The organism is Rhodanobacter denitrificans (genome assembly GCF_000230695.2).
In the GTDB taxonomy this organism is placed as follows: Bacteria; Pseudomonadota; Gammaproteobacteria; order Xanthomonadales; family Rhodanobacteraceae; genus Rhodanobacter; species Rhodanobacter denitrificans.
On the sequence record NC_020541.1, the window covers coordinates 3,273,419 to 3,295,928 of the forward strand.

The 22,510-nt window shown below is 69.2% G+C and carries 25 protein-coding genes; 17 read left to right on the top strand and 8 right to left on the bottom strand.

Annotation, left to right across the window (positions count from 1 at the left end; genetic code table 11):
- Positions 1-7: 7 nt before the first annotated feature.
- On the top strand, positions 8-715 hold the full coding sequence (locus tag R2APBS1_RS15185) for a DUF3108 domain-containing protein (RefSeq protein WP_007511563.1): 708 nt from the start codon (positions 8-10) through the stop codon (positions 713-715).
- Positions 716-761: 46 nt separating this feature from the next.
- On the opposite strand, the gene R2APBS1_RS15190 is transcribed toward R2APBS1_RS15185, so the two are convergent.
- Together R2APBS1_RS15190 and R2APBS1_RS15195 are read right to left on the bottom strand one after the other, a co-directional pair.
- Positions 762-1,598: a DUF2182 domain-containing protein gene (locus R2APBS1_RS15190; RefSeq protein ID WP_015448605.1), complete on the bottom strand. Its 837-nt coding sequence runs from the start codon at positions 1,596-1,598 to the stop codon at positions 762-764.
- On the bottom strand, positions 1,595-2,380 hold the full coding sequence (locus R2APBS1_RS15195) for a DUF899 domain-containing protein (RefSeq protein ID WP_015448606.1): 786 nt from the start codon (positions 2,378-2,380) through the stop codon (positions 1,595-1,597). Before R2APBS1_RS15195 ends, R2APBS1_RS15190 begins: the two co-directional genes overlap by 4 nt.
- Positions 2,381-2,605: 225 nt before the next feature.
- On the opposite strand from R2APBS1_RS15195, the gene R2APBS1_RS15200 reads away from it, so the two are divergent.
- A complete protein-coding gene (locus tag R2APBS1_RS15200) occupies positions 2,606-3,826 on the top strand; it encodes a hypothetical protein (protein WP_015448607.1) in 1,221 nt (406 codons plus the stop codon).
- 31 nt (positions 3,827-3,857) lie between these two features.
- Entirely contained in the window at positions 3,858-4,541 is a 684-nt protein-coding gene (locus tag R2APBS1_RS15205; RefSeq protein WP_007511571.1) for a Vgb family protein, read from the top strand.
- Positions 4,542-4,658: 117 nt separating this feature from the next.
- Here the strand turns inward: R2APBS1_RS15205 and murA are convergent, their stop codons facing one another.
- A complete protein-coding gene (murA, locus tag R2APBS1_RS15210) occupies positions 4,659-5,918 on the bottom strand; it encodes a UDP-N-acetylglucosamine 1-carboxyvinyltransferase (RefSeq protein WP_015448608.1) in 1,260 nt (419 codons plus the stop codon).
- A 91-nt stretch (positions 5,919-6,009) separates the two neighbouring features.
- Positions 6,010-6,249, bottom strand: coding sequence for a BolA family protein (locus tag R2APBS1_RS15215; protein WP_007511575.1), 240 nt, complete (start codon positions 6,247-6,249; stop codon positions 6,010-6,012).
- 204 nt (positions 6,250-6,453) lie between these two features.
- Here R2APBS1_RS15215 and R2APBS1_RS15220 point away from each other — a divergent pair, with 204 nt between their 5' ends.
- The 13 genes from R2APBS1_RS15220 (at position 6,454) to R2APBS1_RS15280 (ending at position 17,573) form a co-directional block, all read left to right on the top strand.
- Entirely contained in the window at positions 6,454-7,464 is a 1,011-nt protein-coding gene (locus tag R2APBS1_RS15220; RefSeq protein WP_015448609.1) for a KpsF/GutQ family sugar-phosphate isomerase, read from the top strand.
- 66 nt (positions 7,465-7,530) lie between these two features.
- Entirely contained in the window at positions 7,531-8,079 is a 549-nt protein-coding gene (locus R2APBS1_RS15225; RefSeq protein ID WP_007511579.1) for a KdsC family phosphatase, read from the top strand.
- Positions 8,076-8,672 carry an LPS export ABC transporter periplasmic protein LptC gene (lptC, locus tag R2APBS1_RS15230; RefSeq protein ID WP_015448610.1) on the top strand — a complete coding sequence of 199 codons (597 nt, stop codon included), beginning with the start codon at positions 8,076-8,078 and terminating at the stop codon, positions 8,670-8,672. Before R2APBS1_RS15225 ends, lptC begins: the two co-directional genes overlap by 4 nt.
- Positions 8,635-9,213, top strand: coding sequence for a lipopolysaccharide transport periplasmic protein LptA (gene lptA / locus R2APBS1_RS15235; RefSeq protein ID WP_015448611.1), 579 nt, complete (start codon positions 8,635-8,637; stop codon positions 9,211-9,213). Before lptC ends, lptA begins: the two co-directional genes overlap by 38 nt.
- 3 nt (positions 9,214-9,216) lie before the next feature.
- On the top strand, positions 9,217-9,936 hold the full coding sequence (gene lptB, locus R2APBS1_RS15240; RefSeq protein WP_007511585.1) for an LPS export ABC transporter ATP-binding protein: 720 nt from the start codon (positions 9,217-9,219) through the stop codon (positions 9,934-9,936).
- A 96-nt stretch (positions 9,937-10,032) separates the two neighbouring features.
- Positions 10,033-11,496: an RNA polymerase factor sigma-54 gene (locus tag R2APBS1_RS15245; protein WP_007511587.1), complete on the top strand. Its 1,464-nt coding sequence runs from the start codon at positions 10,033-10,035 to the stop codon at positions 11,494-11,496.
- Positions 11,497-11,646: 150 nt separating this feature from the next.
- Positions 11,647-11,970: a ribosome hibernation-promoting factor, HPF/YfiA family gene (gene hpf, locus R2APBS1_RS15250; RefSeq protein WP_007511589.1), complete on the top strand. Its 324-nt coding sequence runs from the start codon at positions 11,647-11,649 to the stop codon at positions 11,968-11,970.
- 197 nt (positions 11,971-12,167) lie between these two features.
- Positions 12,168-13,085 carry an HPr(Ser) kinase/phosphatase gene (hprK, locus tag R2APBS1_RS15255; RefSeq protein ID WP_231378421.1) on the top strand — a complete coding sequence of 306 codons (918 nt, stop codon included), beginning with the start codon at positions 12,168-12,170 and terminating at the stop codon, positions 13,083-13,085.
- Between the two features lie 4 nt (positions 13,086-13,089).
- The gene (gene rapZ, locus R2APBS1_RS15260) at positions 13,090-13,995 is read left to right on the top strand and encodes an RNase adapter RapZ (protein ID WP_007511593.1); all 906 of its coding nucleotides are present in this window, start codon (positions 13,090-13,092) and stop codon (positions 13,993-13,995) included.
- A gap of 37 nt (positions 13,996-14,032) precedes the next feature.
- Complete coding sequence (locus tag R2APBS1_RS15265) at positions 14,033-14,425, top strand: PTS sugar transporter subunit IIA (protein ID WP_007511595.1); 393 nt, start codon at positions 14,033-14,035, stop codon at positions 14,423-14,425.
- An 8-nt stretch (positions 14,426-14,433) separates the two neighbouring features.
- Positions 14,434-14,703: an HPr family phosphocarrier protein gene (locus tag R2APBS1_RS15270; protein ID WP_015448613.1), complete on the top strand. Its 270-nt coding sequence runs from the start codon at positions 14,434-14,436 to the stop codon at positions 14,701-14,703.
- Between the two features lie 150 nt (positions 14,704-14,853).
- Entirely contained in the window at positions 14,854-16,599 is a 1,746-nt protein-coding gene (gene ptsP, locus R2APBS1_RS15275; protein WP_015448614.1) for a phosphoenolpyruvate--protein phosphotransferase, read from the top strand.
- A 170-nt stretch (positions 16,600-16,769) separates the two neighbouring features.
- Positions 16,770-17,573 (top strand): hypothetical protein, encoded by an 804-nt coding sequence (locus R2APBS1_RS15280; RefSeq protein WP_236126964.1) that lies wholly within the window; start codon positions 16,770-16,772, stop codon positions 17,571-17,573.
- Between the two features lie 39 nt (positions 17,574-17,612).
- Here R2APBS1_RS15280 and R2APBS1_RS15285 read toward each other — a convergent pair whose 3' ends face one another.
- Positions 17,613-18,506: a LysR family transcriptional regulator gene (locus tag R2APBS1_RS15285; RefSeq protein WP_015448616.1), complete on the bottom strand. Its 894-nt coding sequence runs from the start codon at positions 18,504-18,506 to the stop codon at positions 17,613-17,615.
- Positions 18,507-18,606: 100 nt separating this feature from the next.
- Here R2APBS1_RS15285 and R2APBS1_RS15290 point away from each other — a divergent pair, with 100 nt between their 5' ends.
- Positions 18,607-19,629 carry a YeiH family protein gene (locus R2APBS1_RS15290; RefSeq protein WP_007511603.1) on the top strand — a complete coding sequence of 341 codons (1,023 nt, stop codon included), beginning with the start codon at positions 18,607-18,609 and terminating at the stop codon, positions 19,627-19,629.
- A 100-nt stretch (positions 19,630-19,729) separates the two neighbouring features.
- Here the strand turns inward: R2APBS1_RS15290 and R2APBS1_RS20260 are convergent, their stop codons facing one another.
- The 3 genes from R2APBS1_RS20260 to creD form a co-directional block, all read right to left on the bottom strand.
- A complete protein-coding gene (locus R2APBS1_RS20260; RefSeq protein ID WP_157769759.1) occupies positions 19,730-20,047 on the bottom strand; it encodes a hypothetical protein in 318 nt (105 codons plus the stop codon).
- Between the two features lie 271 nt (positions 20,048-20,318).
- A complete protein-coding gene (gene tsaB, locus R2APBS1_RS15300) occupies positions 20,319-21,011 on the bottom strand; it encodes a tRNA (adenosine(37)-N6)-threonylcarbamoyltransferase complex dimerization subunit type 1 TsaB (protein WP_015448618.1) in 693 nt (230 codons plus the stop codon).
- Positions 21,008-22,363 carry a cell envelope integrity protein CreD gene (gene creD / locus R2APBS1_RS15305; RefSeq protein WP_015448619.1) on the bottom strand — a complete coding sequence of 452 codons (1,356 nt, stop codon included), beginning with the start codon at positions 22,361-22,363 and terminating at the stop codon, positions 21,008-21,010. The genes tsaB and creD overlap by 4 nt, the downstream gene beginning before the upstream one ends.
- Positions 22,364-22,510 lie beyond the last annotated feature (147 nt).

A 22,510-nucleotide genomic window follows, 5' to 3' on the forward strand; every position in this document is an offset into this window, starting at 1 on the left:
TCGGCGCATGACCATCCGACCCCTGCTCGCTCCCCTGCTCGGCCTCGGCCTGCTGCTCGGCGCCCGCGCCGCCACCGCCGCCGTGCCTGCCGCGTTCACCGCCACCTACGACGTCTCGCAAGGCGGCCAGCCGATGGGCCAGGCCACGATCAGCCTGCGCGCCGCCGGCCACGGCGAGTGGATCTACCGCAAGGACGTCAAAAGCACCGGCGGGCTGGCCGCGCTGCTCGGCGCCAGCGTCACGGAAAGCTCGCGCTTCCGCTGGAAGGGCGACGTGCCCGAGGCGATCAGCTACGACTACCAGCTGCAGACGGCGGTCAAGCAGAAGCAGCGCCACCTGGTGGTCGACTGGGCGAAACAGCAAGTCACCGTCGATGAGGGCAAGGGTGCGCAGACCTATCCGGGCAGCCCGGGCATGGTCGAGCGCAACACCCTGGCGCTGGCGCTGGGCCTGGCCTTGCGCGACGGCAAGCAGCAGCTCGCGCTGCCGGTCGCGGTGCGCCAGCAGGTGCAGGTACAGAACTTCAGGGTGACCGGCAGGGAAACCGTCAAGGTGCCCGCCGGCCGCTTCGACGCCAGGCGGGTCGACCGCACCGACGCCGACCGCGGCTTCAGCGCATGGTACGCACCCGATCGCTATCCGCTGCCGGTGAAGCTGTCGCAGCATGATGGCGGCGACATGGTGATGGAGCTGGTGAGTTACCGGCAGCCCTGAGCGACGGCGGCGGGCCACCCGCCTTGCCGCCGACCGCGGCACGCTGTCACACGCGCCCGATCGCCTGCGCGAGCAGGACCGCCCCGGCGCCGACGAGAACCACCCCGACGACTCGCGCCATCCGCTCGCCGGCCGGGGCCAGGCGCTCGAGGGTGATCCCCGCAAACACGGCACCCATCGCACGCAGATCCATCACGCCGATGACCAGCAGACTCGCGGTCAGGCCGACGCCGCAAAGGTTGCAATGCAGACCGAACCGAAGACCGCGGCGCCAGGCCCGGCCCGCCGATCGCGGCACCGCCTGCGCGAACCCCGGCGCCCCGCGACAGCAGGCGAGATGGCGCGCCTTCCACCGGCTGAACTGCAGAGCGCCGGCGGCCAGGACGACCATGCCGGCGAGAACGGGGACGGCGCGAGCCAGCAACGGCAGGCGCATGGCCAGCGTGGCCAGCATGCCGCCCAGCGGAAACACGGCGACGCCGCACACCAGCCACGCCGTGAAGTAGCCGGTGGCCACCGCTGCCGTCAGTCGCCCCGGCCTCGCCACCCCGTTGTCGCCGAATGCCTGATGGCAGCGCCACAGCACCGGCATCAGCGAGGGCAACATCATGGCCACCATCATCGCCATCCACATGCCGAGGAACGAAACGGCCGCAGCCGGCCAGCTGCGGCCGTCCAGTTGCAGCCATACCATCGACATCGTCCAGCCGCCGGGCATCGGCATCCCGTCCATCGTCGACATCATTGCGCCACCGGCGATCGTCGCGGCCACGCTGGCGAGGAACAGCAGCGTAACCACGGCGAGAAAGCCCTGCCCGCGGCGGATGCGCCGCGGAACCGCCCTCGCCGCGACGTCCGCCGGACCGCTCGCGAGCGGCCTCATCGCGGCTCGTACTCGTCGTGCCGGCGCCACCACATGCCTGTCTCGTTGCGCCCCGCCGGCGCGCGGTCCAGCCACTGATACATGCCCCAGAGGCCGTCCAGTCCGCGCGCGTAAGTGGAATAGGTGTGATGGACGACGCCGTCTTCCAGCGAGAACGCGCTCAGGCCCGGCCGCTCGCGCAGGTAGGTGTTCACGTCGGTCCCGGTCATCATGGCGTTGTGCACCGGCGGTGCCGCGTCGCCGGCATCCTTGCCCATCTGGAAAGCTATCTGCGACGCCGGCGGTTCGCGCAGGTAGTTGTAATCGATGCCTCCTTCGCGCTGCTGCTGTTCGGTGAACGAGACGTTGAAATCCGCGTTGAAATCGCCGCCGGACGAGGACGCCCACGGGAACGTCCATCCCATCCGCCGCTTGTACGCCTGCAGCTTGGCGAGCGGCGCGCGCGAGACCGCGCACAGCATCACGTCATGGTTCGCCAGATGAATCGCAAACCCGTTGAAGCCGTCCGCGATCGAGGAACAGGTCGGGCAGCCCGCCGTGTAGTCCGGTCCGAACATGAAGTGGTAGACGAGCAGCTGCGAGCGCCCCCGGAAGAGCTCCGCCAGCGAGGCCTCGCCCTCGTCGGTGGCAAATCGGTAGGCCTTGTCGATGCGAACCCATGGCAGTTCCCGCCGCCGCCGCGCCAGCTCGTCGCTGCGCCGGGTCAGCTCCTTCTCCGCCTTCAGCAGTTCAAGCCGTTGTTCGAGCCACTGCTCGCGGGTTCCGATGGCATGTGTCGTCATGTCGTTCTCCTGTGCCTGGTCGCGCCGGATCGGGCTGCGCGATGGGTCATGGGTTCTGTCCGCGTCGCCTGGCGCGTCGCGGTGTCGGGTGGGTGTCGGCACGCTTCGCTCGAAGTCGGCCACCGGCTCGTCCCGCGTTGACGAGAGGGCCGGGCGATAGACTACGCAGCAACCCTCGAACGGCGGGAGTGACAAGCGTGGCGCGATTGAGATGAGGGAGCGGCGATGGACTCGCTGATCACGGCCGCGGCGCAGGCACTGGCGACGGGCGATCCGCTGGGCGCGTTGAAGCGCGTCGCCCTGCGCGACGATGCGCCGGCGCTGGCGCTGCGCGGCATCGCCATGGCGCAGCTCGGCGATTTCGAGCGGGCGAAGCTGTTGCTGAAGCGCGCGGCACGCGCCTTCGGCGCGCGGGAGGCGGTGGCGCGCGCCAGGTGCGTGGTCGCCGAGGCCGAAGTCGCACTGGCCTCGCGCGAGCTGGGCTGGCCGGCCAAGGCACTGGACGCTGCGCGCGCGACGCTGGAAGCACACGGCGACCGCGTGAACGCGGCACATGCGCGATACCTCGAGGTACGTCGCCAGCTGCTGCTCGGCCATCTCGACGACGCCGAACGCCACCTCACCGAACTCGATGACGCCACCTTGCCGCCCGCGTTGCAGGCTGTCCACGCCTTGGCCAGCGCGGGGATCGCCCTGCGCCGCCTGCGCACCACACCGGCGCGCATGGCACTGGCGCACGCCGACCGTGCGGCGCGCCGCGCACGCATTCCCGCGCTGCTGGCGGAAGTGGAAAGCACCCGCCTCATGCTGGACGCGCCCGCGGCACGCCTGCTCGCCGAGGGCCGCGAGCGACCGGTCCGGCTGCACGAGATCGAGGCACTGCTGGCCTCGAAGACCCTCGTGGTGGATGCCTGCCGGCATGGGCTGCACGGGCCCGATGCGACCGTGGCGCTGGCGAGTCGTCCGGTGCTGTTCGCGCTCGCGCGCGCACTGGGCGAAGCGTGGCCGGCCGAGGTGCCGCGGGACGTGCTGATCGCACGCGCGTTCCGCACGCGGTTTGCGGATGAGACGCACCGGACCCGGCTGCGGGTCGAGATCGGGCGGCTTCGCGGCGCAGTGCGCCAGCTGGCCGACGTGCGCGCGACGAAGCACGGTTTCGTGCTGGCGCCGCGGCGCGTCGACAAGGTCGCGGTGCTGCTGCGCGCCGTCGAGGAACCGCATGCCGCGGTGCTCGCCCTGCTCGCCGATGGCGAATCATGGTCCAGCTCGGCCCTGGCGCTGGCCCTGGGCAGCAGCCAGCGCACCGTGCAGCGGGCGCTCGACGCGCTGGCCGCCGCCGGCAAGGCGCACGCACTGGGTCGCGGGCGCTCGCGCCGCTGGGTCGCGCCACCCGCCCCGGGTTCCGCGACGAGCTTGTTACTCCTCGCCCCGCTGCCGGGCGATTAGGATGTCGGCATCGACTGACGGGAGTACGGGCATGAAGCGTTCAGCAGCACACGTTGTCCGCGAATACGGCCCCTTCACGGGTGTCCGCAGCGTGGGCGGGGTCAGCCATGACGGCAGCCGGGTGTGGATCGCCGCCGGATCGACGCTGCAGGCCATCGATCCGGCGAGCGGCCAGACGGTGCGCACGCTGGAGGTCGCCGCGCACGCCGGCACCACGTTCGACGGCGAGCACCTGTACCAGATCGCCGAGGACCGCATCCAGAAGATCGACCCGCAGACCGGCCGCGTGCTCGCCACCATCCCGGCGCCCGGTGGCGGCGGCGATTCGGGGCTGGCCTGGGCCGAAGGCACGCTGTGGGTGGGCCAGTACCGGGATCGCAAGATCCACCAGGTCGACCCCGACACCGGAACCGTCCTGCGCAGCATCGAATCCAACCGTTTCGTCACCGGCGTCAGCTGGGCCGACGGCGAGCTCTGGCACGGCACCTGGGAAGGTGACGAGAGCGAGTTGCGGCATATCGATCCGCAAACGGGCGAGGTGCTGGAAACACTCGACATGCCCACCGGCATGGGCGTGTCCGGGCTGGCATCCGATGGCGGCGACCAGTTGTTCTGCGGCGGCGGGGACAGCGGCAAGCTGCGCTGCATCCGCAAGCCTGCACGCGGTTCCGCGACGGCCGGCCCTGCGGAGGTTCACGCCGTTGCGGGCGAGTAGTGGCGACGACGGCGGACGATAGCCGACGACCGCGATCGACCGGCCTGCGGCTCGCCCGGCGACGCACCAGGGTTGATCCGCAGGGCGTTGCGGCGCCCCGGCAACGCCGTGGTTGCCTCAGTTCGGCAGGCGCCTGATCTTCGCGCCCAGCACGCCGAGCTTCTCTTCGATGTTCTCGTAGCCGCGATCGATGTGGTAGACGCGGTCGACCACGGTATCGCCCTTGGCCACCAGCCCGGCCAGCACCAGGCAGGCCGAGGCGCGCAGGTCGGTGGCCATGATCGGTGCGCCGCTCATCTGCGCCACGCCATGCACCACCGCGGTGTTGCCTTCGAGGCGGATGTCGGCACCGAGCCGCTGCAGCTCGTGCGCGTGCATGAAGCGGTTCTCGAACACCGTCTCGGTGACCACGCCGGTGCCTTCGGCGACGCAGTTGAGCGCGGTGAACTGCGCCTGCATGTCGGTGGGGAACGCCGGGTACGGCGCGGTGCTGACGTTGACCGCCTTCGGCCGGCGCCCGCCCATGTCCAGCTCGATCCAGTCGTCGCCGGTGGAGATGTGCGCGCCGGCATCTTCCAGCTTGGCCAGCACCGCATCGAGCGTATTGGCCCGCGCGTGCCGCGCGCGCACCTTGCCGCCGGTCATTGCCGCGCCGACCAGATAGGTGCCGGTCTCGATGCGATCGGGCAGTACGTCATGCTCGGCCCCGTGCAGGCGCTCGACGCCATGGATCACCATGGTCGAGGTGCCGGCGCCTTCGATCTGCGCACCCATCGCGATCAGGCAGCGGGCCAGGTCGACCACCTCCGGTTCCTGCGCGGCGTTCTCGATCACCGTGGTTCCCTGGGCCAGGGTGGCCGCCATCATGATGTTCTCGGTACCGGTGACGGTGACCATGTCCATCACGATGCGCGTGCCCTTCAGCCGCGATGCCTTCGCCTTGATATAGCCGTTCTCGACCGTGATCTCGGCGCCCAGCGCCTGCAGGCCGCGGATGTGCTGGTCGACCGGACGCGAGCCGATCGCGCAGCCGCCCGGCAGCGACACTTCGGCCTGGCCGAAGCGCGCCACCAGCGGGCCGAGCACCAGGATCGAGGCGCGCATCGTGCGCACCAGGTCGTACGGCGCCACGCAGGTGCTGGTGGTGCGCGGGTCGACGTGCATCTTCATGCGGTCGTCCAGCACCAGCTGCACGCCCATCTGGCCGAGCAGTTCGATGAAGGTGGTGACGTCATGCAGGTGCGGCACGTTGCCGATGCTGACCGGCTCGTCGGCCAGCAGGCAGCCGGCAAGAATCGGCAGCACGGCGTTCTTGGCGCCGGAAATGGCAACCTCGCCATGGAGCGGCGTGCCGCCGCTGATCAGAATTTTGGCCATAAGTCAGGGAATCGGGAGCCGGGAATAGGGAGTCGGGAATCGGGAATCGGGAGAAGCGGTGAGGGCGCGGGTGGAAGGCTTTCGCCATTCTCTACTCCCTATTCCCTGCCTCCTCGGGTGTCAGGGTCTTCAGCGCCAGCGCGTGGATCGCGCCGCCCATCTGCTCGCCCAGCGTGGCGTACACCAGCCGGTGCCGCGCCAGCGGCAGCTTGCCGGCGAACTGGCTGGCGACCACGGTGGCCTCGAAATGCACGCCGTCGGCGCCGCTCACCTCCACCCGGGCGCCGGGCAGGCCGTTTTCGATCATCGCCTGGATGCGGGCTGGGTCCATCGGGAAAGGTTCCATGCGGGAGTCTGGGCAGGCGGCGGCTTCCGCGGCGAGCGGAACCCATTGCGCGGGCTTATGACGTTAAAATGCGAACATGCCATGGTAATGGAAATCCGCTGGCGCAGAAATGACAGCGGTCCCAGGCCGGCCCGGACACGCGGCACGCCGTGGCCACCCGGGCACCTTCCGCCCCTTCATCGAGCCTCCATGAACGCACGCATCGCCCCCACCACTCCGATCAACCTGCACCCGGATGTGATCATCCGCAGCGCACGCACGGTGATCGCCACCGAAGCGGCCGCCGCGCTGGCGCTGGAGCCGCGGATCGGGCCGGCATTCGTCGAGGCCTGCCGGCTGATCCTGGGCTGCCGGGGCCGCGTGGTGGTCAGCGGCATGGGCAAGTCCGGCCACATCGGGCGCAAGATCGCCGCCACGCTGGCCTCCACCGGCACGCCGGCGTTCTTCGTGCACCCGGGCGAGGCCAGCCACGGCGACCTCGGCATGATCCTGCCGCAGGACGTGGTGCTGGCGATCTCCTACTCCGGCGAGACCGACGAGCTGCTGTTCATCCTGCCGGTGATCAAGCGCCAGGGCATTCCGCTGATCGCGATCACCGGCCGCCCGACCTCGTCGCTGGCGACCCAGGCCGACGTGCACCTGGACGGCAGCATCTCCAGCGAAGCCTGCCCGCTGGGCCTGGCACCGACCACCAGCACCACCGTGGCGCTGGTGCTGGGCGACGCGCTGGCGATCGCGCTGCTGGAGGCGCGCGGCTTCACTTCCGACGACTTCGCCCGCTCGCACCCGGCCGGCGCACTGGGCCGGCGCCTGCTGCTGCACATCAGCGACGTGATGCACAGCGGCGACGAGGTACCGCGGGTCGCGCCCGACGCCAGCCTCACCGCCGCCCTGGTCGAGATGACCCGCAAGCACCTGGGCATGACCGCCGTGGTCGACGCCGAACAACGCTTGCTGGGGGTCTTTACCGATGGCGACCTGCGCCGCGCGCTGGACGACGACGGCGTGGACCTGCGCGGTGCCACCGTGGCCGAACTGATGACGCGCGGCCCGAAGACGATCGGCGCCGACAAGCTGGCGGCGGAAGCGGCGCAGCTGATGGAGAAGTACCAGATCCACGCGCTGCTGGTGGTCGACGACGAGCAGCGCGTGGTCGGCGCGCTGAACATTCACGATCTGCTCCGTGCGCGTGTTGTCTGATACGGCTTGCCGCATCAGACCAATCAAACACGCCGCTCTTGATCCTGCTCTCCCAGAATCCCGCCCGTGCCTACTGATTACCTGACCCATCTCCCCACCGAGCTCCTGACCCGCGCCGCGAAGGTCCGCCTGGCGGTGTTCGACGTGGATGGCACGCTGACCGACGGTCGCCTGTGGTACGGCGAGGATGGCCGCGAGACCAAGGTGTTCCACGTGCACGACGGGCTCGGCCTGAAGCGCTTGCAGGCGAACGGCATACAGGTGGCGCTTATCACCGCGCGGATCAGTCACCCGGTCGCGCTGCGCGCCGAGGAACTGGACATCGCCCACGTCTACCAGGGCCAGGGCGACAAGCGCGCCTGCCTGCGGGAATTGCTCGACGCACTGCAACTGGCGCCCGAGCAGGCCGCCTTCACCGGCGACGACCTGCCCGACCTGCCGCCGATGCGCCTCGCCGGCCTCGCCGTGGCGGTGGCGAACGCGCACCCGTGGGTAGCCGCGGCGGCGCACTGGCAGACCGCCAAGAGCGGCGGCATGGGCGCGGCGCGCGAGGTGTGCGACCTGATCCTGCACGCGCAAGGCAAGAGCGCCGTCGAGCGGGAGCATTGGCAGTGAACCTGCGCCTATGGCTGCGCGACCGGCGCCTGCCGGCCGCGACCATCGCCATCGCGCTCGCCGCGGGCGTGGCCCAGCTGCTGCTGTGGTGGTTCGGGCCGGCGCCAAAGGCCAGCGATTTCGTCGGCCCGCCGCGTTCCAGCTACACCCTGACCGACGCGCGGATGACCGAGTTCAACGCCGCAGGCCAACCCGGCTTCCACCTGCAGTCGCCACACCTGGAGCGACGCGAGGGCGACGATTCGCTTTACCTCAACGCCCCCACCTTCCAGCTGCCGGCCCACCAGGCCGGCGTACCGGACTGGCAGGGCCAGTCGCTGTACGGCTGGGTCAACAAGGATGGCAGCCTGCTCAAGCTGCAAGGCCCGGTGGAGATGCACCGCGAAGCGTTCGACGACACGCCGGCGACCCGCATCCAGACCGCCGACGTCACCGCCTGGCCGAAGCAGAATCGCCTGGAAACCGCCGCCCCGGCGCAGATGGTGCAAGGCGGCACTAGAATCAGCGGTATCGGCATGCGTGCCGACCTCAACGACAAACACCTGGAGCTACTCGATGACGTCCATGCCACCTTCCCGCCGCGCCAGCGCTAGGTTCGCGCTTGCCATCGCGGTCCTGGGCCTGTTCGCGGCCCAGCCGGCGCTGGCCAGGAAAAGCGACCGCCAGCAGGAAATGCAGGTCGCCGCGAAGCATTTCGACGGCTTCCAGAAACCGAACAGCGTCAGCACGCTGACCGGCAACGTGGTGATCACCCAGGGCACGCTGAAGGCCACCGGCGCGCAGGCCAAGGTGTACTTCGACGCCGACACCCAGATCAGCCGGGTCGTCATCACCGGCAGCCCGGCCCATCTCGAGCAACTGGACGACAGCGGCAACCTGATCCTGGGCGACGCCGCCACGCTCGACTACGACAACCTCAAGGGCATCGCGGTGCTCAGCGGCAACGCCTCGGTCACCCAGAAGGGCCGCGGCGACGCGCGCGGCGACCGGCTCACCTACAACACCGAGACCAGCCAGATGACCGGCGAGAGCGCCGGCGACGGCCTGGTCCACATGACCTTCAAGCCCAAGCCGCAGCCGGCCGCCGCGCCGGTCCCGGCCACCAGCAGCCCGACCCCGCAGGGGCAGCCCTAACCGATGCTCTCCGCCGAAGGTCTGCAGAAGAGTTTCAAGTCGCGCCAGGTCGTCAAGGATTTCGGTTTCTCGATCCGTGAAGGCGAAGTGGTCGGCCTGCTCGGCCCCAATGGCGCCGGCAAGACCACCTGCTTCTACATGGTGGTGGGCCTGATCGAGGCCGATGGCGGCACGATCAAGCTGGACAAGCTGGACATCACCGGCGCGCCGATGCATGCGCGCGCAAAACTGGGCATCGGCTACCTGCCGCAGGAGGCGTCGGTGTTCCGCCGGCTCAGCGTGGCCGACAACATCATGGCGGTGCTGGAACTGCGCGACGGTCTGACCGCATCGCAGCGCGACGCCGAACTGGAAAACCTGCTGGACGAACTGAAGATCGCCCACATCGCCGGGCAGAAGGGCATCAGCCTGTCCGGCGGCGAGCGGCGCCGGGTGGAGATCGCCCGCGCGCTGGCCGCCAACCCGCGCTACATGCTGCTGGACGAGCCGTTCGCCGGGGTCGACCCGATCTCGGTCGGCGAGATCCAGCGCATCGTGCGCCACCTCAAGGAACGCGGCATCGGCGTGCTGATCACCGACCACAACGTGCGCGAGACGCTGGGCATCTGCGACCGCGCGTACATCCTGAACGAGGGCGAGGTGCTGTCGCGCGGCACCCCCGCGCACATCCTCGCCGACGAAAAGGTGCGCGAGGTCTACCTGGGCCGCGAATTCCGCCTCTGAATTACCTGCCGCGGCCGTTTTCGACCCGGGCCGCGGCTATGGCCGCGCCCGCGGGCACGGGTTAGGATTGAGACGATCCCCCTCGACCCGGCTGGCATGAAACCCGCACTGCAGTTTCGCCTCCACCAGCAGCTGACCCTGACGCCGCAACTGCAGCAGGCGATCCGCCTGTTGCAGCTGTCGCAGCTGGAGCTGGAAGCCGAATTGCGCCAGATCGCCGAGAGCAACCCGTTGCTGGAGTTCGCCGAGGAAGTCGAGGACGACGAGACGCTCGAGAGCAGCGAGCCCGAGAGCGACTACCCCAGCGTCGAAGCGGTCGCTGCCAGCAGCAGCGACGACGGCGAGGCCAGCGACTGGTCGGACGGCGGCGTGGCCGAAACGCCGATCGACTTCTCCAGCAGCAGCGTCGGCAGCAGCGGCAGCAGCGGCAGCGGTACGCGCGGCGACGAGGATTTCGAGCCGCAGAACGCCGCGCCGGAAACCCTGCAGCAGCACCTGCTGTGGCAGCTCAACCTGGCCTCGTTCAACCCGCGTCAGCACCTGATCGCCACCGTGCTGATCGACGCGCTGAACCCCGCCGGCTACCTGGCCGAAGGGCTGGAAGCCATCCTCGCCGCGCTGCCCGCCGACCTCGACGCCAGCATCGCGGAGATCGAGGAAGTGCGCCGCCGCCTGCAGGGCTTCGACCCTGCCGGCGTGGGCAGCATCGACCTGCGCGACTGCCTGCGCGTGCAACTGGAACAGTTCGACCCGGACACGCCGCAGCGCGAGCTGGCGCTGCGCATCGTCGACGACGAACTGGACCTGCTCGCGCGCAACGACATCGCCAGGCTGGCGCGGCGCCTGCGCGCCGGCGAGGACGACGTGGCCGCGGCCGCCGTGCTGATCCGCAGCCTCGACCCGCGCCCCGGCGCGGCGCTCGACGCCACCCCGGTGGAATACGTGGCGCCGGACGTCTACGCGCTGCGCGACGGCAGCCGCTGGCGGGTCAGCCTGAATCCGGACGCGCAGCCGCGGCTGGGCCTGAACCAGCACTACTGCGGCCTGATCGCCCAGGCCCGCGGCGAGGATGCCAGCTGGATGCGTGGCCAGCTGCAGGAAGCGCGCTGGCTGATCAAGAGCCTGGAATCGCGCGCCGAGACCCTGCTCAAGGTCGCCGAGGCGATCGTGCGGCGGCAGAGCGCCTTCCTCGACTACGGCCCCGAAGCGATGCACCCGCTGGTGCTGCGCGAGGTGGCCGAGGAAGTGGGCATGCACGAATCGACCATCTCGCGTGTCACCACCCGCAAATACCTGCACACCCCGCGCGGCACCTTCGAGCTGAAGTATTTTTTTTCCAGCGGCGTTTCCACCGAGGACGGTGGCAGCGCCTCAGCCACCGCGATCCAGGCCATGCTGCGCAAGCTGATCGAGGCCGAGGACGTGCGCAAGCCCTTGTCCGACCTGGCGATCGCCGAAGAACTGCAGCGCAAGGGCATCCAGGTCGCCCGCCGCACCGTCGCCAAATACCGGGAGGGGCTGCGCATACCTACGTCCAGCGAACGCCAACGCGCGGGCTGATTGTCGCAGGGCCGCCCGCGGGAACTTGCCTATCGCCAAAGTGTTCCCATAACAGCAGCAGGATGATTGACGATGCACCGTCGCCACCCCAGGCGCGGTACGTCCACCCCGCCGCGAAACGCGGCACTGCACCACCAGAGGAGGCGCCCCATGCAATTCCAACTCAGCGGCCAGCAGATCGAAGTCACCCCGGCCCTGCGCGACCACGCCACCGCCAAGCTCGACCGCCTCACCCGCCTCGACGACAAATTGAAGAGCCTCGCCATCGTGCTGTCGGTCGACAAGCTGCAGCACCGCGCCGATGGCACCCTGGGCGTGGTAGGCGCCACCTTGCACGCGGAAGCCACCGAGGCCGACATGTATGCCTCCATCGACGTGCTGTTCGACAAGCTGGTCGCCCAGTTGCGCAAGTACCGCGAGAAGGTCGCCGACAAGCACCAGCGCGAGGCGCGCGACGAGCGCCAGTACGGCTGATCGAAACCACCTTCGGCCGACCGCGGCCCGCCCGTTCCAGGGCGGGCCGTTTTTCCCTCTGAACACGCGTATCCGTCCAAGCTGGCACAATGGCCGTGCCGCCGCCAACGCCCGTCGGGCACCGACATGCGGCGCAAGGGACCCAAGGTTTGGACCGGATCAGCGCGCGACAACTCTACGACGGCGTCCACGAACGCATGGCCCTGCGCTGGGTATCGGGCATGCGCGGGGAATCGCGCGCGCTCGAACCGGGCGCGGCACAGGCGCGCCGGCCCTCGCTGATCGGCTACCTCAACATCATCTACCCGAACAAGATCCAGATCATCGGCTCGGAGGAACTGAACTACCTCGACGGGCTGGATTCGCGCCAGCGCTGGGAAGTGATGCACAAGATCGCCGCCTACCAGCCGGTGGCGCTGATCGTGACCAAGGACCAGGCGGTGCCGGCCGACCTGCGCGAGGTCGCCGAGGAAACCAATACGCCGCTGTGGATCAGCCCCAAGCGCGGCCACGAGCTGCTGACCTACCTGCAGTACCACCTGGCGCGCACGCTGGCGGCGAAGATCACCCTGCACGGCGTGTTCCTGGAGGTGTTCTCGATCGGCGTGCTGATCACCGGCGAGGCCGGCTCCGGCAAGAGCGAGCTGGCGCTGGAACTGATCAGCCGCGGCCACCGGCTGGTCGCCGACGACGCCACCGAGTTCACCCTGATCGCGCCGGACGTGATCGACGGCAGCTGCCCGGAACTGCTGCAGGACCTGCTTGAAGTGCGCGGGCTGGGCGTGCTCAACGTGCGCGAGATGTTCGGCCACATGTCGGTCAAGGCCTCCAAGTACCTGCGCCTGGTGGTGCACCTGAAACCGCTGCGCGACGGCGAGCTCAACCCCGACGACGGCGGCGACGCGCTGACCCGCCTCACCGGCGACATCGGCCATCGCGAGGTGTTCGACGTGAAGGTGCCGATGATCACCATCCCGGTGGCCTCCGGCCGCAACCTGGCGGTGCTGGTCGAGGCCGCGGTGCGCAGCCACGCCTTGAAGAGCAAGGGCATCGACCCGGCGCAAACCTTCATCGACCGCCAGGCGCACCAGCTGCGCCGCCTGCCCCCATGGTGAAAGCATGAGCGACGACACCCGCCCGCCCGGCACGCTGGCCGACCCGCACGAGATCCACCTGATCGTGCTGACCGGCATGTCCGGCGGCGGCAAGACGGTGGCGCTGCGCGCGCTGGAGGACCTGGAGTTCTACTGCGTCGACAACCTGCCGTCGGTACTGCTGCCGCAATTGGTCAACGCCGCCACCAGCGGCGACCGCCGCGGTCGGCCGCGGCGCATCGCGGTGGGCGTGGACGTGCGCAACCGCGGCACCGATTTCGCGCACATGCCGACTGTGCTGTCGGAGCTGGCCGGCGCCGGCGTGCAGGTGCACCTGATCTTCCTGGACTGCCGCGACGACGTGCTGATCAAGCGCTATTCGGAAACCCGCCGCCGCCATCCGCTGGCCACCCGCGGCGTGTCGCTGGCCGACGCGATCGTCGAGGAGCGCCGGCTGCTGCGCCCGCTGATCGCGATCGCCGAGAAGGTGATCGACTCCAGCGAGCTCAACGTGCACCAGCTGCGCCGGCTGGTCGCCACCGGCTACGCGCAGGCCACCGAAGGGCTCACGCTGATGTTCCAGTCGTTCGCGTTCAGGCGCGGGCTGCCGCTGGACGCGGACTTCGTGTTCGACGCACGCTGCCTGCCGAACCCGCACTGGGAGCCGCGCCTGCGCCCGCTGTCGGGCAAGGACGCACCGGTGCGCGAGTTCCTCGACGCCGCGCCGCTGGTCGGCGAATACTTCGCCGACACCGCACGCTGGCTGGACGCCTGGCTGCCGCGCTTCGAACAGGACGACCGCAGCTACGTGACCATCTCGATCGGTTGCACCGGCGGCCGCCATCGCTCGGTCTACCTGGTCGAGAAGCTCGCCGCGCACTACCGCAGCCATCGCGAAGGCGTGCTCACCTTCCATCGCGAGCTGGAGTGACGATGACGACTCCTGCAAACACTTCGGGCCGCCGGCCATGAGCGTCGGCGTACTGCTGATGACCCACGAGGCGGTCGGCCAGGCGCTGATCTCCGCCGCGCACCACGTGATGCCGCGGCTGCCGCTGCAGGTGGCGGCGGTGGAAATCCCGCCCGAGTCGGATCCGGACGTGATGCGCCAGCTCACCGCGCGCCACGCGCGCGAGCTCGATACCGGTGCCGGCGTACTGGTGCTGGCCGACTTGTACGGCGCCACGCCGTGCAACATCGGCCTGTCGCTGGGCGCGCTCGGCGTGCATCTTCGCTGCGTCTCCGGCCTCAACCTGCCGATGCTGCTGCGCGTACTCAACTATGCGGAAAAACCACTGGACGAACTGGCCGAGATCGCGGCCAGCGGTGGCCGCGGGGGAATCTTCATCGACCATGCCTGACTGCCATCATGCTTGAAAAGGAGATCGTCATCACCAACCGGCTGGGTCTGCACGCCCGCGCCTCGGCCAAGCTGGTACAACTGGTGCAGGGTTTCAAATCCACCGTGTGGCTGCTCAGCAAGGGCCGCGAGGTCAACGCGCAAAGCATCATGGGCGTGATGATGCTGGCCGCCGGCCTTGGCAGCCCGCTGACCGTGCGCGTCGAGGGCCCCGACGAGGAGGCCGCGCTGGATGCGGTGGTCGCGCTGTTCGAGCGCAAGTTCGACGAGGGAGCATGAGATGCAGGGAATCGGAAACAGGGAATCGGGAATCGGGAAAAGCAGGGGGCGCGCGAGCACCCCGCTTCCTGCAGGCACCGTGCTGTCCGCTTTGCCTATTCGCCGTTCCCTGCTCCCTACTCCCGCGCCTGGTCCCCACGGAGGCCAAGCGTGAGACACCTCCTCACCGGCACCATCGCCGCGCACGGCATGGCGCTTGGCCGGGCACGGCTGGTGCAGCCCAGCCGCTACATCGTCGACACCCGGCCGCTGGCCGAGGAAGAGATCGAGGGCGAGCTGGCCAAGCTGCGCCAGGCGCTGGACACCGCGCGACAGGAACTGCGCGAGCTGCGCGGCAAGCTGCACGGCGCGCTGGCGCGCGAGGTCAACGAATTCATCGACGCGCACAGCCTGCTGCTGGACGACGCCGAGCTGTTGCGCGGACTGGACGATCTGGTGCGGATCGGCCGCTACCGCCCCGGCGCCGCGCTGAAGAAGCAGCGCGACCGGCTGTCCGCAGTGTTCGAGGCGATGGACGACCCCTACCTGCGCAGCCGCAAGGAAGACGTCGAGCAGGTGATCAACCGGGTGATTTCCGCGCTGCAGCGGCAGACCAGTCCGGAGGAGCGCAAGCTGGCCGCGCGCGTGGGCGAGATCCTGATCGCCGACAGCATTGCGCCGGGCGACATGGCGCAGCTGGCCGGCAACGGCCTGCTCGGCGTGGTCGCCAGTTCCGGCAGCGCGTACTCGCACAGCGCGATCCTGGCGCGCAGCCTGGGCCTGCCGATGCTGGTCGGCACCCGCGACGCGCTGTCCAACATCCACGACGACGACCTGATCCTGCTCGACGCCGAGCGCGGCGAAGCAGTCGTGCATCCGGCCGCGCAGGACCTGTCGCGCTACCGCTCCTGGCAGCGCGAGGCGGCGGCCGAAGGCCGGCGGCTGGCGAAGCTGGCGAATGCGCCCACGCGCACCCGCGACGGCGTCGAGATCGCCCTGCTGGCGAACGCCGAGACGCCGGCCGACGTGGCGCTGGCGCGCGCCCGCGGCGCCGACGGCGTGGGCCTGTACCGCACCGAGTTCCTGTTCCTCAAGCACAAGGGCCTGCCGTCGGAAGACGAGCAGTTCATCGCCTACCGCGATCTGGTGATGGGCATGGGCGGCCTGCCGGTGACCATCCGCACGCTGGACCTGGGCGCCGACAAGGCCGACGCCGCCGGCCTCACCCTGCGCGGCGAGGACAACCCCGCGCTCGGCGTGCGCGGCGTGCGCCTGTCGCTGCGCTACCCGGCGGTGTTCACTACGCAGATCCGCGCGATCCTGCGCGCCGCCTGCTACGGTCCGGTGCGCGTGCTGGTGCCGATGGTGACCCAGCCGGACGAACTGATCGCGGTACGCACGCTGTTCAAGCTGGCGCGCCAGGACCTCAAGCGCGAGGCCATCGACCTGCCGGAGAAATTGCCGCTGGGCGCGATGATCGAGGTGCCGGCGGCGGCGATCAACGTGCGCGCCCTGCTGGAGCACGCCGACTTCCTCGCCGTCGGCACCAACGACCTGGCACAGTACGTGCTCGCCGCCGACCGCGGCAACGACGCGCTGGAGAACATCTACAACCCGCTGCAGCCGGCGCTGCTGCGGCTGATCTCGCACGTGCTCACTTCCGGCCGTCGCGCGAAGAAGCCGGTCAGCCTGTGCGGCGAGATCGCCGGCGACGTGAACTTCACCGCGCTGCTGCTGCTGCTCGGGCTCGACGAATTCAGCATGCACCCGGCGCAGATCCTGCAGGTGCGCGACCGCCTCGCCACGCTCGACTACGCCCATCTGCGCCGCCACCTGCCCCGGTTGCTGCGGGCGCCTACCCACGAGCAGGCCGAGGCGATGCTGAACCAGATCGTGGACGCGGCCACCGCGCACTGAAACCCGGCCGCGCCGCCGCTTCGTCACGCATCGTTGTCCCGCGTTTTACATCCGCCGGCGCAGGCTCGCTGGTTCAGGGGCAGTCGTTGTGTGCCATGCATCGCCGCCCGGAATCGGCACGACAACTCCGCATCTCATCGAACCGATCCATGGCCATGGGGAGTGTCATCATGAACAAGTCACTTGCCGCTGCAGTTCTGGGCGTATTGCTGGGAGCAAGCCTGATGCCCGCGCCGGCGCTGGCGCAGAGCGCCTTCGACGGCACCTGGAAAATCGACCTGAACAAGGTCGAGATGCCGAAGAAGCCGGACGTCCTGCTGCTGCAGGACGGCATGTACCACTGCAAGAGCTGCGTTCCGCCGGTCAGCGTGAAGGCCGATGGCAGCGACCAGCCGGTCAGCGGCCATCCGTACTACGACACGATGGCGGTCAGCGTCGTCGACGATCACGCGATCCACGAGATCGACAAGAAGGCCGGCAAGGTCATCGCGGACTCGACCATGACCGTGGCCGCCGACGGCAAGACGGCAAACTTCGAGTTCACCGAAAACCGCGGCGACAGCACCGCCCCGGTCACCGGCAACGGCACCATGCTGCGCGTGGCGAAGGGGCCGGCCGGTGCGCACGCGATTTCCGGCTCGTGGCGCACCAAAAGCTACGGCAGCGTCTCGGACAACGCGCTCACCCGCAGCTACAAGGTCGATGGCGACACACTCCACATGCATACGCCCACCGGCGAGTCGTACAGCGCGAAGATGGACGGCAGCGACACGCCCTACCAGGGCGATCCCGGCACCACCAGCGTCGCGGTGAAAAAGCTCGGCCGGCGCACCGTGCAGGAGACCGCCAAGCGCGACGGCAAGGTCATCAGCGTGGCGAAGATGACCGTCGCCGCCGACGGCAAGAGCATGACCATCGCGGTCGACGACAAACTCCACGGCAGCCATATGTCGTTCGTGGCGATGAAGCAATGAGTCCCGGCGCGCGCAGGCCAGGGATGGCCTGCCGCCGGCTCAGCGGCCACGGCTCGGGTCGATCCCCTCGAGGAACGCGTCCAGCAACGCGCCGCGGTACTGGCGCCGGTGCAACAGCAGCGAGAGCTTGCGGCGCAGGTCGAGGAACGGCGTCTTCAGCGCCTTCAGCCGTCCGGTCGCCAATGCATCGGTCACCGCCACCGCCGGCAGGCAGGCGATGCCGAGGCCGGCTACCACGGCCTGCTTGATCGCCTCGATCTGATCGAGTTCCAGCACGGTTTCGCCCGGCGGCAATTGCGCCAGCACGCGTTCGCTGGTGGCGCGCGTGGCCGAGCCAGGCTCGCGCAGCACCCAGCGTGCGCCGGCGAAATCCGCGGGCTTCAGGCCGCGCCGGCGCGCCAACGGGTGTTCCGGCGGGGCGCACACCACCAGTCGGTCGTCGCGCCACGGGCGCACCTCCAGCAACGGATGCGCCACCGGACCTTCGACGCAGCCGATGTCCAGGCTGTGCTCGAGCATGGCGGCGGCGATCGTCTCGGTATTCGCCACGCGCAGGCGGATCGCCACCTGCGGATGCGCGCGCACGAAACCGCCGAGCAGCTCGCCGACCAGGTAATTGCCCACCGTGTTGCTGGCGCCGATGCGCAGCTCGCCGGAGAGCGCCGCGCCTTCCTCACGCCCGCGGCGGCCGAATTCCGCGTGCCGCTCCAGCAGCTCCTGCGCCAGCGGCAGCAGTTCGCGGCCTCGCGCGTTCAGGCGCAGGCGGCCGCGTTCGCGGTCGAACAGCGGCGCATCCAGCTGCCGCTCCATCTCCGCCAGCGCCATGCTGGCCGCCGGCTGAGTCAGGTGCAGGCGTTCGGCGGCGGCGCGCACGCTGCCGTGCAGCGCGATCTGCACGAACACGTCCAGCTGGCGCGGGCTGATGTTGACCATCGACCGATTTTATCAGCTTGCCTTATACATTCGATCATATATTCCAAATTTTCCTGATCGCCATGCGGGCGGACAATGGCGCGATTGCCGGAGCCCACGCATGAACACCTCGACCCTGCCCACTCCTTCTTCGCTGCTCAGGCAACGCACGCCCGGCCTGCTGCTGGCGCTGGCGATCGGCCTGCTGGCGCTGTGGCTGGGGCGCCTGGCGCCGCTGATCGGCGGGCCGGTGATCGGCATCGTGCTCGGCATCCTGGTGCGCAACCTGCTGTCGCCGGGCGAACGCTTCAACCCGGGCATCGCGTTCGCCGGCAAGAAGGTGCTGCAGTGGTCGATCATCGCGCTGGGCTTCGGGCTCAGCCTCGACCAGGTGGCGAAGACCGGCCTCGAATCCTTGTCGGTGACCCTGGTGACGATGAGCGTGGCCTTTCTCGCCGCGTGGGGGCTCGGCCGCTGGCTCGGCGTGCACGACAAGCTGATGGTGCTGATCGGCGTCGGCACCGCGATCTGCGGCGGCTCGGCGATCGCCGCGGTGACGCCGATCATCAAGCCCGACGAGCACGACACCGCATTCGCGATCTCCACCATCTTCCTGTTCAACCTGGTCGCCGTGCTGCTGTTCCCGCTGCTCGGCCACCTGCTGCACCTGTCCGACCTGGGTTTCGGCCTGTGGGCCGGTACCGCGATCAACGACACCTCCTCGGTGGTCGCCGCCGGCTACAGCTACAGCCACGCCGCCGGCGACTACGCCACCATCGTCAAGCTGACCCGTGCCACGCTGATCATCCCGGTCTGCCTGGTGCTGGCCTTCGCGGTGGCCGCGCGCGAAAAGAAGCACGGCGCCGCCGACTTCAGCCTTCGCCGCATCTTCCCGTGGTTCATCCTGTGGTTCCTGGTCGCCTCGGCCGTGCGCACCGCCGGCCTGATCCCTGTCGCGATCCAGCCCGCGCTGCACATGCTGGCCGAATTCCTGATCATCGTGGCGCTCACCGCGATCGGCCTGTCGGCGAACCTGCGCCGAATGGTGTCCAGCGGCGCTCGGCCGATCCTGCTGGGGCTGGGCGTGTGGGCGGCGGTGTCGGTCAGCAGCCTGGCAGTGCAGTTGGTGATCGGGAGGCTTTGATGCTTCGCCGGGGATGCTGCACGCGGCGCAGCATCCCCGGAATACGTGCTGCCAGGCCGTAGGCAGCCGCCAAGCCGGATGTGCCCGACAACAACCGCGACTATCGAACCTGGCGAAGACAGGTCTTCGAAGCAACCAGTTCCGTGGCGTCTGCCGCACTGCCATCGACAATTGCCGAATCCGGCAACCACCTTATGGAGTGCGGTCTTTTCAGCAGGATTCCGTCGTTGAAGCGGACGGCGGCAGGATAGGTTGACCATTCCAGCTTCGACCGGGACTGGTTGCCATCCACTTCGACACCGGCATCCGAAATCGACACTGCCACCGCGGCCCCAAAACCGGGCTTGCGTCGAAATTTCATCATGAGGCTCTGTTTGGTCGCCCAGACTCCAACCGCGGCGACCAGGCCGAGGATCATGACGAACAACCCGGCCCGCGATGCCATGGAAGTGTCGGCTCTTGCGGCAAAAGCCGTTGCGCATGCCAAGCCGATCACGCCGAACTGAACGGGCAGCCTGAATAGCCAAGGGCCTTGCCGATACTGCCGATCAATCACGGCCCTGAAGTATTCGACATCACATCGATACTGATACCTGACTTGCATACGCCCCCTTCCGACAGTCCAGGATCATCTGCCCCGACACGTATTCGGCTTCGCTACCAGCTCGGAATCGAAACCGGCAGATGGCTCAAGCCTTGCCCTGCTCCACCAGTGTCAACGCCACCTTGTCGCGCAGATAGACCGGCAAGGCCAGTTCCGGTGCCTGCGTATGACCCGCCTCGAACTCGCGCAGCGCCAATTCGGCAACGTGCGCGGCCTGCGGGTAGCGCAGGCCGTCGGCGGAATGCAAGGTGCCGGTGAGGCGCTGCGACAACGCAGTGGCGTAGCTGGCCCAGCCGCTGCCGACGACCTGCCAGGCGCCGGCTTCGGGCAACACCAGCGTCTCGGCGGTGCAGATGCGTTCCTCGTCCAGCGCGAGCAGACCGCCGCCGTCGTCGCGGCGGTAGCAGGCGGCGTAGATCTCGCCCATGCGCGCGTCGATCACGGCGAGGATGGCGGTGCCCGCTTCCTCCGGCGCTTCCAGCGCCAGTGCGGCCAGCGAGGAGACAGTGATCACCGGCAGGTCCAGCGCCAGCGCCATGCCCTGCGCCAGCGAGACGGCCAGGCGCACGCCAGTGAACGCGCCGGGGCCGCGGCCCACTGCGATCGCGTCCAGCGCATGGCGGCCGATGCCGGCTTCGGCCAGCAATGCGTCGGCCATCGGCAACACCAGCTCGGTGTGCCGGCGCGGCGCGATCTCGCTGCGGGCGATCAGTTCGTCGCCGTGGATCAGGGCGACGGAGCAGGCTTCGGTGGCGGTTTCGATCGCGAGCAGGTTCATGATCGCTCCATGATAGCGGCTGGCGGCTCGGTCGGTTCGGATGACGTCGTTACGTACGCGTACCAGTCGATGCGGCGGGTCAGGTACATCATCAGCGCAACCATCGCCAGCAGCACCAGCGCGCCGATCAGCAGCGCGTACTGCTCGGCCGCGATCAGCCCGTACAGCATCGCGTAGATCAGCCCCAGCACACCGCCCAGCAGCAGTCCGGCGCGCCGCGCACGCAACACCGCCATCGCGTAACCGCCCACCAGCACGGCCACCGCAGCGGCGGCCAGCGCGTAGGCCGGACCGAAACCGATCTGCTCGGACAGCGCCAGCAGCACCACGTAGAACGTGGCCAACGCCGCGCCCACCAGCAGGTATTGCACCGGGTGCACGCGCAGCCGCTTGAGCACCTCGAACAGGAAGAACGCCACGAAGGTCATCGCGATGAACAGCAGCCCGTATTTCCCCGCGCGCACGTTGCGCTGATACACGTCGACCGGCTGGTACAGCTGCACGCCGAAGGTCGACGCCTGCAGCGCCGGCTGCATGTTGTCATCATCGCTCCAGTGCTGACCGTAGCTGCGGTTGAGGTCGAGCAGATGCCAGTGCGCGCTGAAGCCATGGCCGTCGATGCTGCGCGCCAGCGGCAGTGCCGCGCCGACGAAGCTGGGATCACGCCACGGCGCGCGTATCGTCACGTCGGTGCTGCGCGCCAGCGGCAGCAGTTGCAGCGCCTCGGTGCCGGCCAGCTTCAGGCCGATCTGCACGTCGATCGGCTGCTCGCCCAGCGCATCCAGGTCGATCGGCACCACCACGTTCGGCCAGCTGCCGAGCCGGTCGGCCGACGATTCGAAGCGTGCCGGCTGGCCGTTGATGCGCAGCTCAGTGACCTCCTGCAGGCCGCGCAGGTCGCCGACCGGCAGCCGCAGCTCGGCCTTGCCGCCCTGCCACATCGCATTGCTGGCGCGGCGATACTGGGCGATGTCCTGCGCGCGGAATTGCGCACCGAGCTTCACCGTGGCGACGAACACCGGCGCCGCGTAGATGCCGTAGCTGCGCGTCTCCACCGCCATCGCCACGTCCAGCTTCAGCGCGTCGGCCAGCACGCTCTCGCTGCCCGCCTGCCAGCGCGGCGCCGCCTGCCCATCCGGCGCCACCTGGCGCAGCGTCGGCACCACCAGCACCGGGCCACCCAGCACCTGCTGGCCGCCCCAGCCCTGCGCGATCTGCGCGATCGCCCCCTCGCGCAACTGCTGCCGCTCGCCCACCAGCTCGCGCACCTGCAGCAGCGGGATCGTCATCAGCAACGCCAGCACGCCGATGCCCAGCACCTTGGCGGTCACGCTCTGTGTCCACTTGCCCATGTTCGCAGCCCTCCCTTGATCCGGAGTGCCGATCACAGCAGCGCCCGCGGCGCGGCAGCGGGCAGGTGCGGGCGAAACGCGGGCAGCCGGGCGACCATGGCCTGTCTGCACGCCACGCATGCCGCCACGCGGGACGGTGGAGGTTCT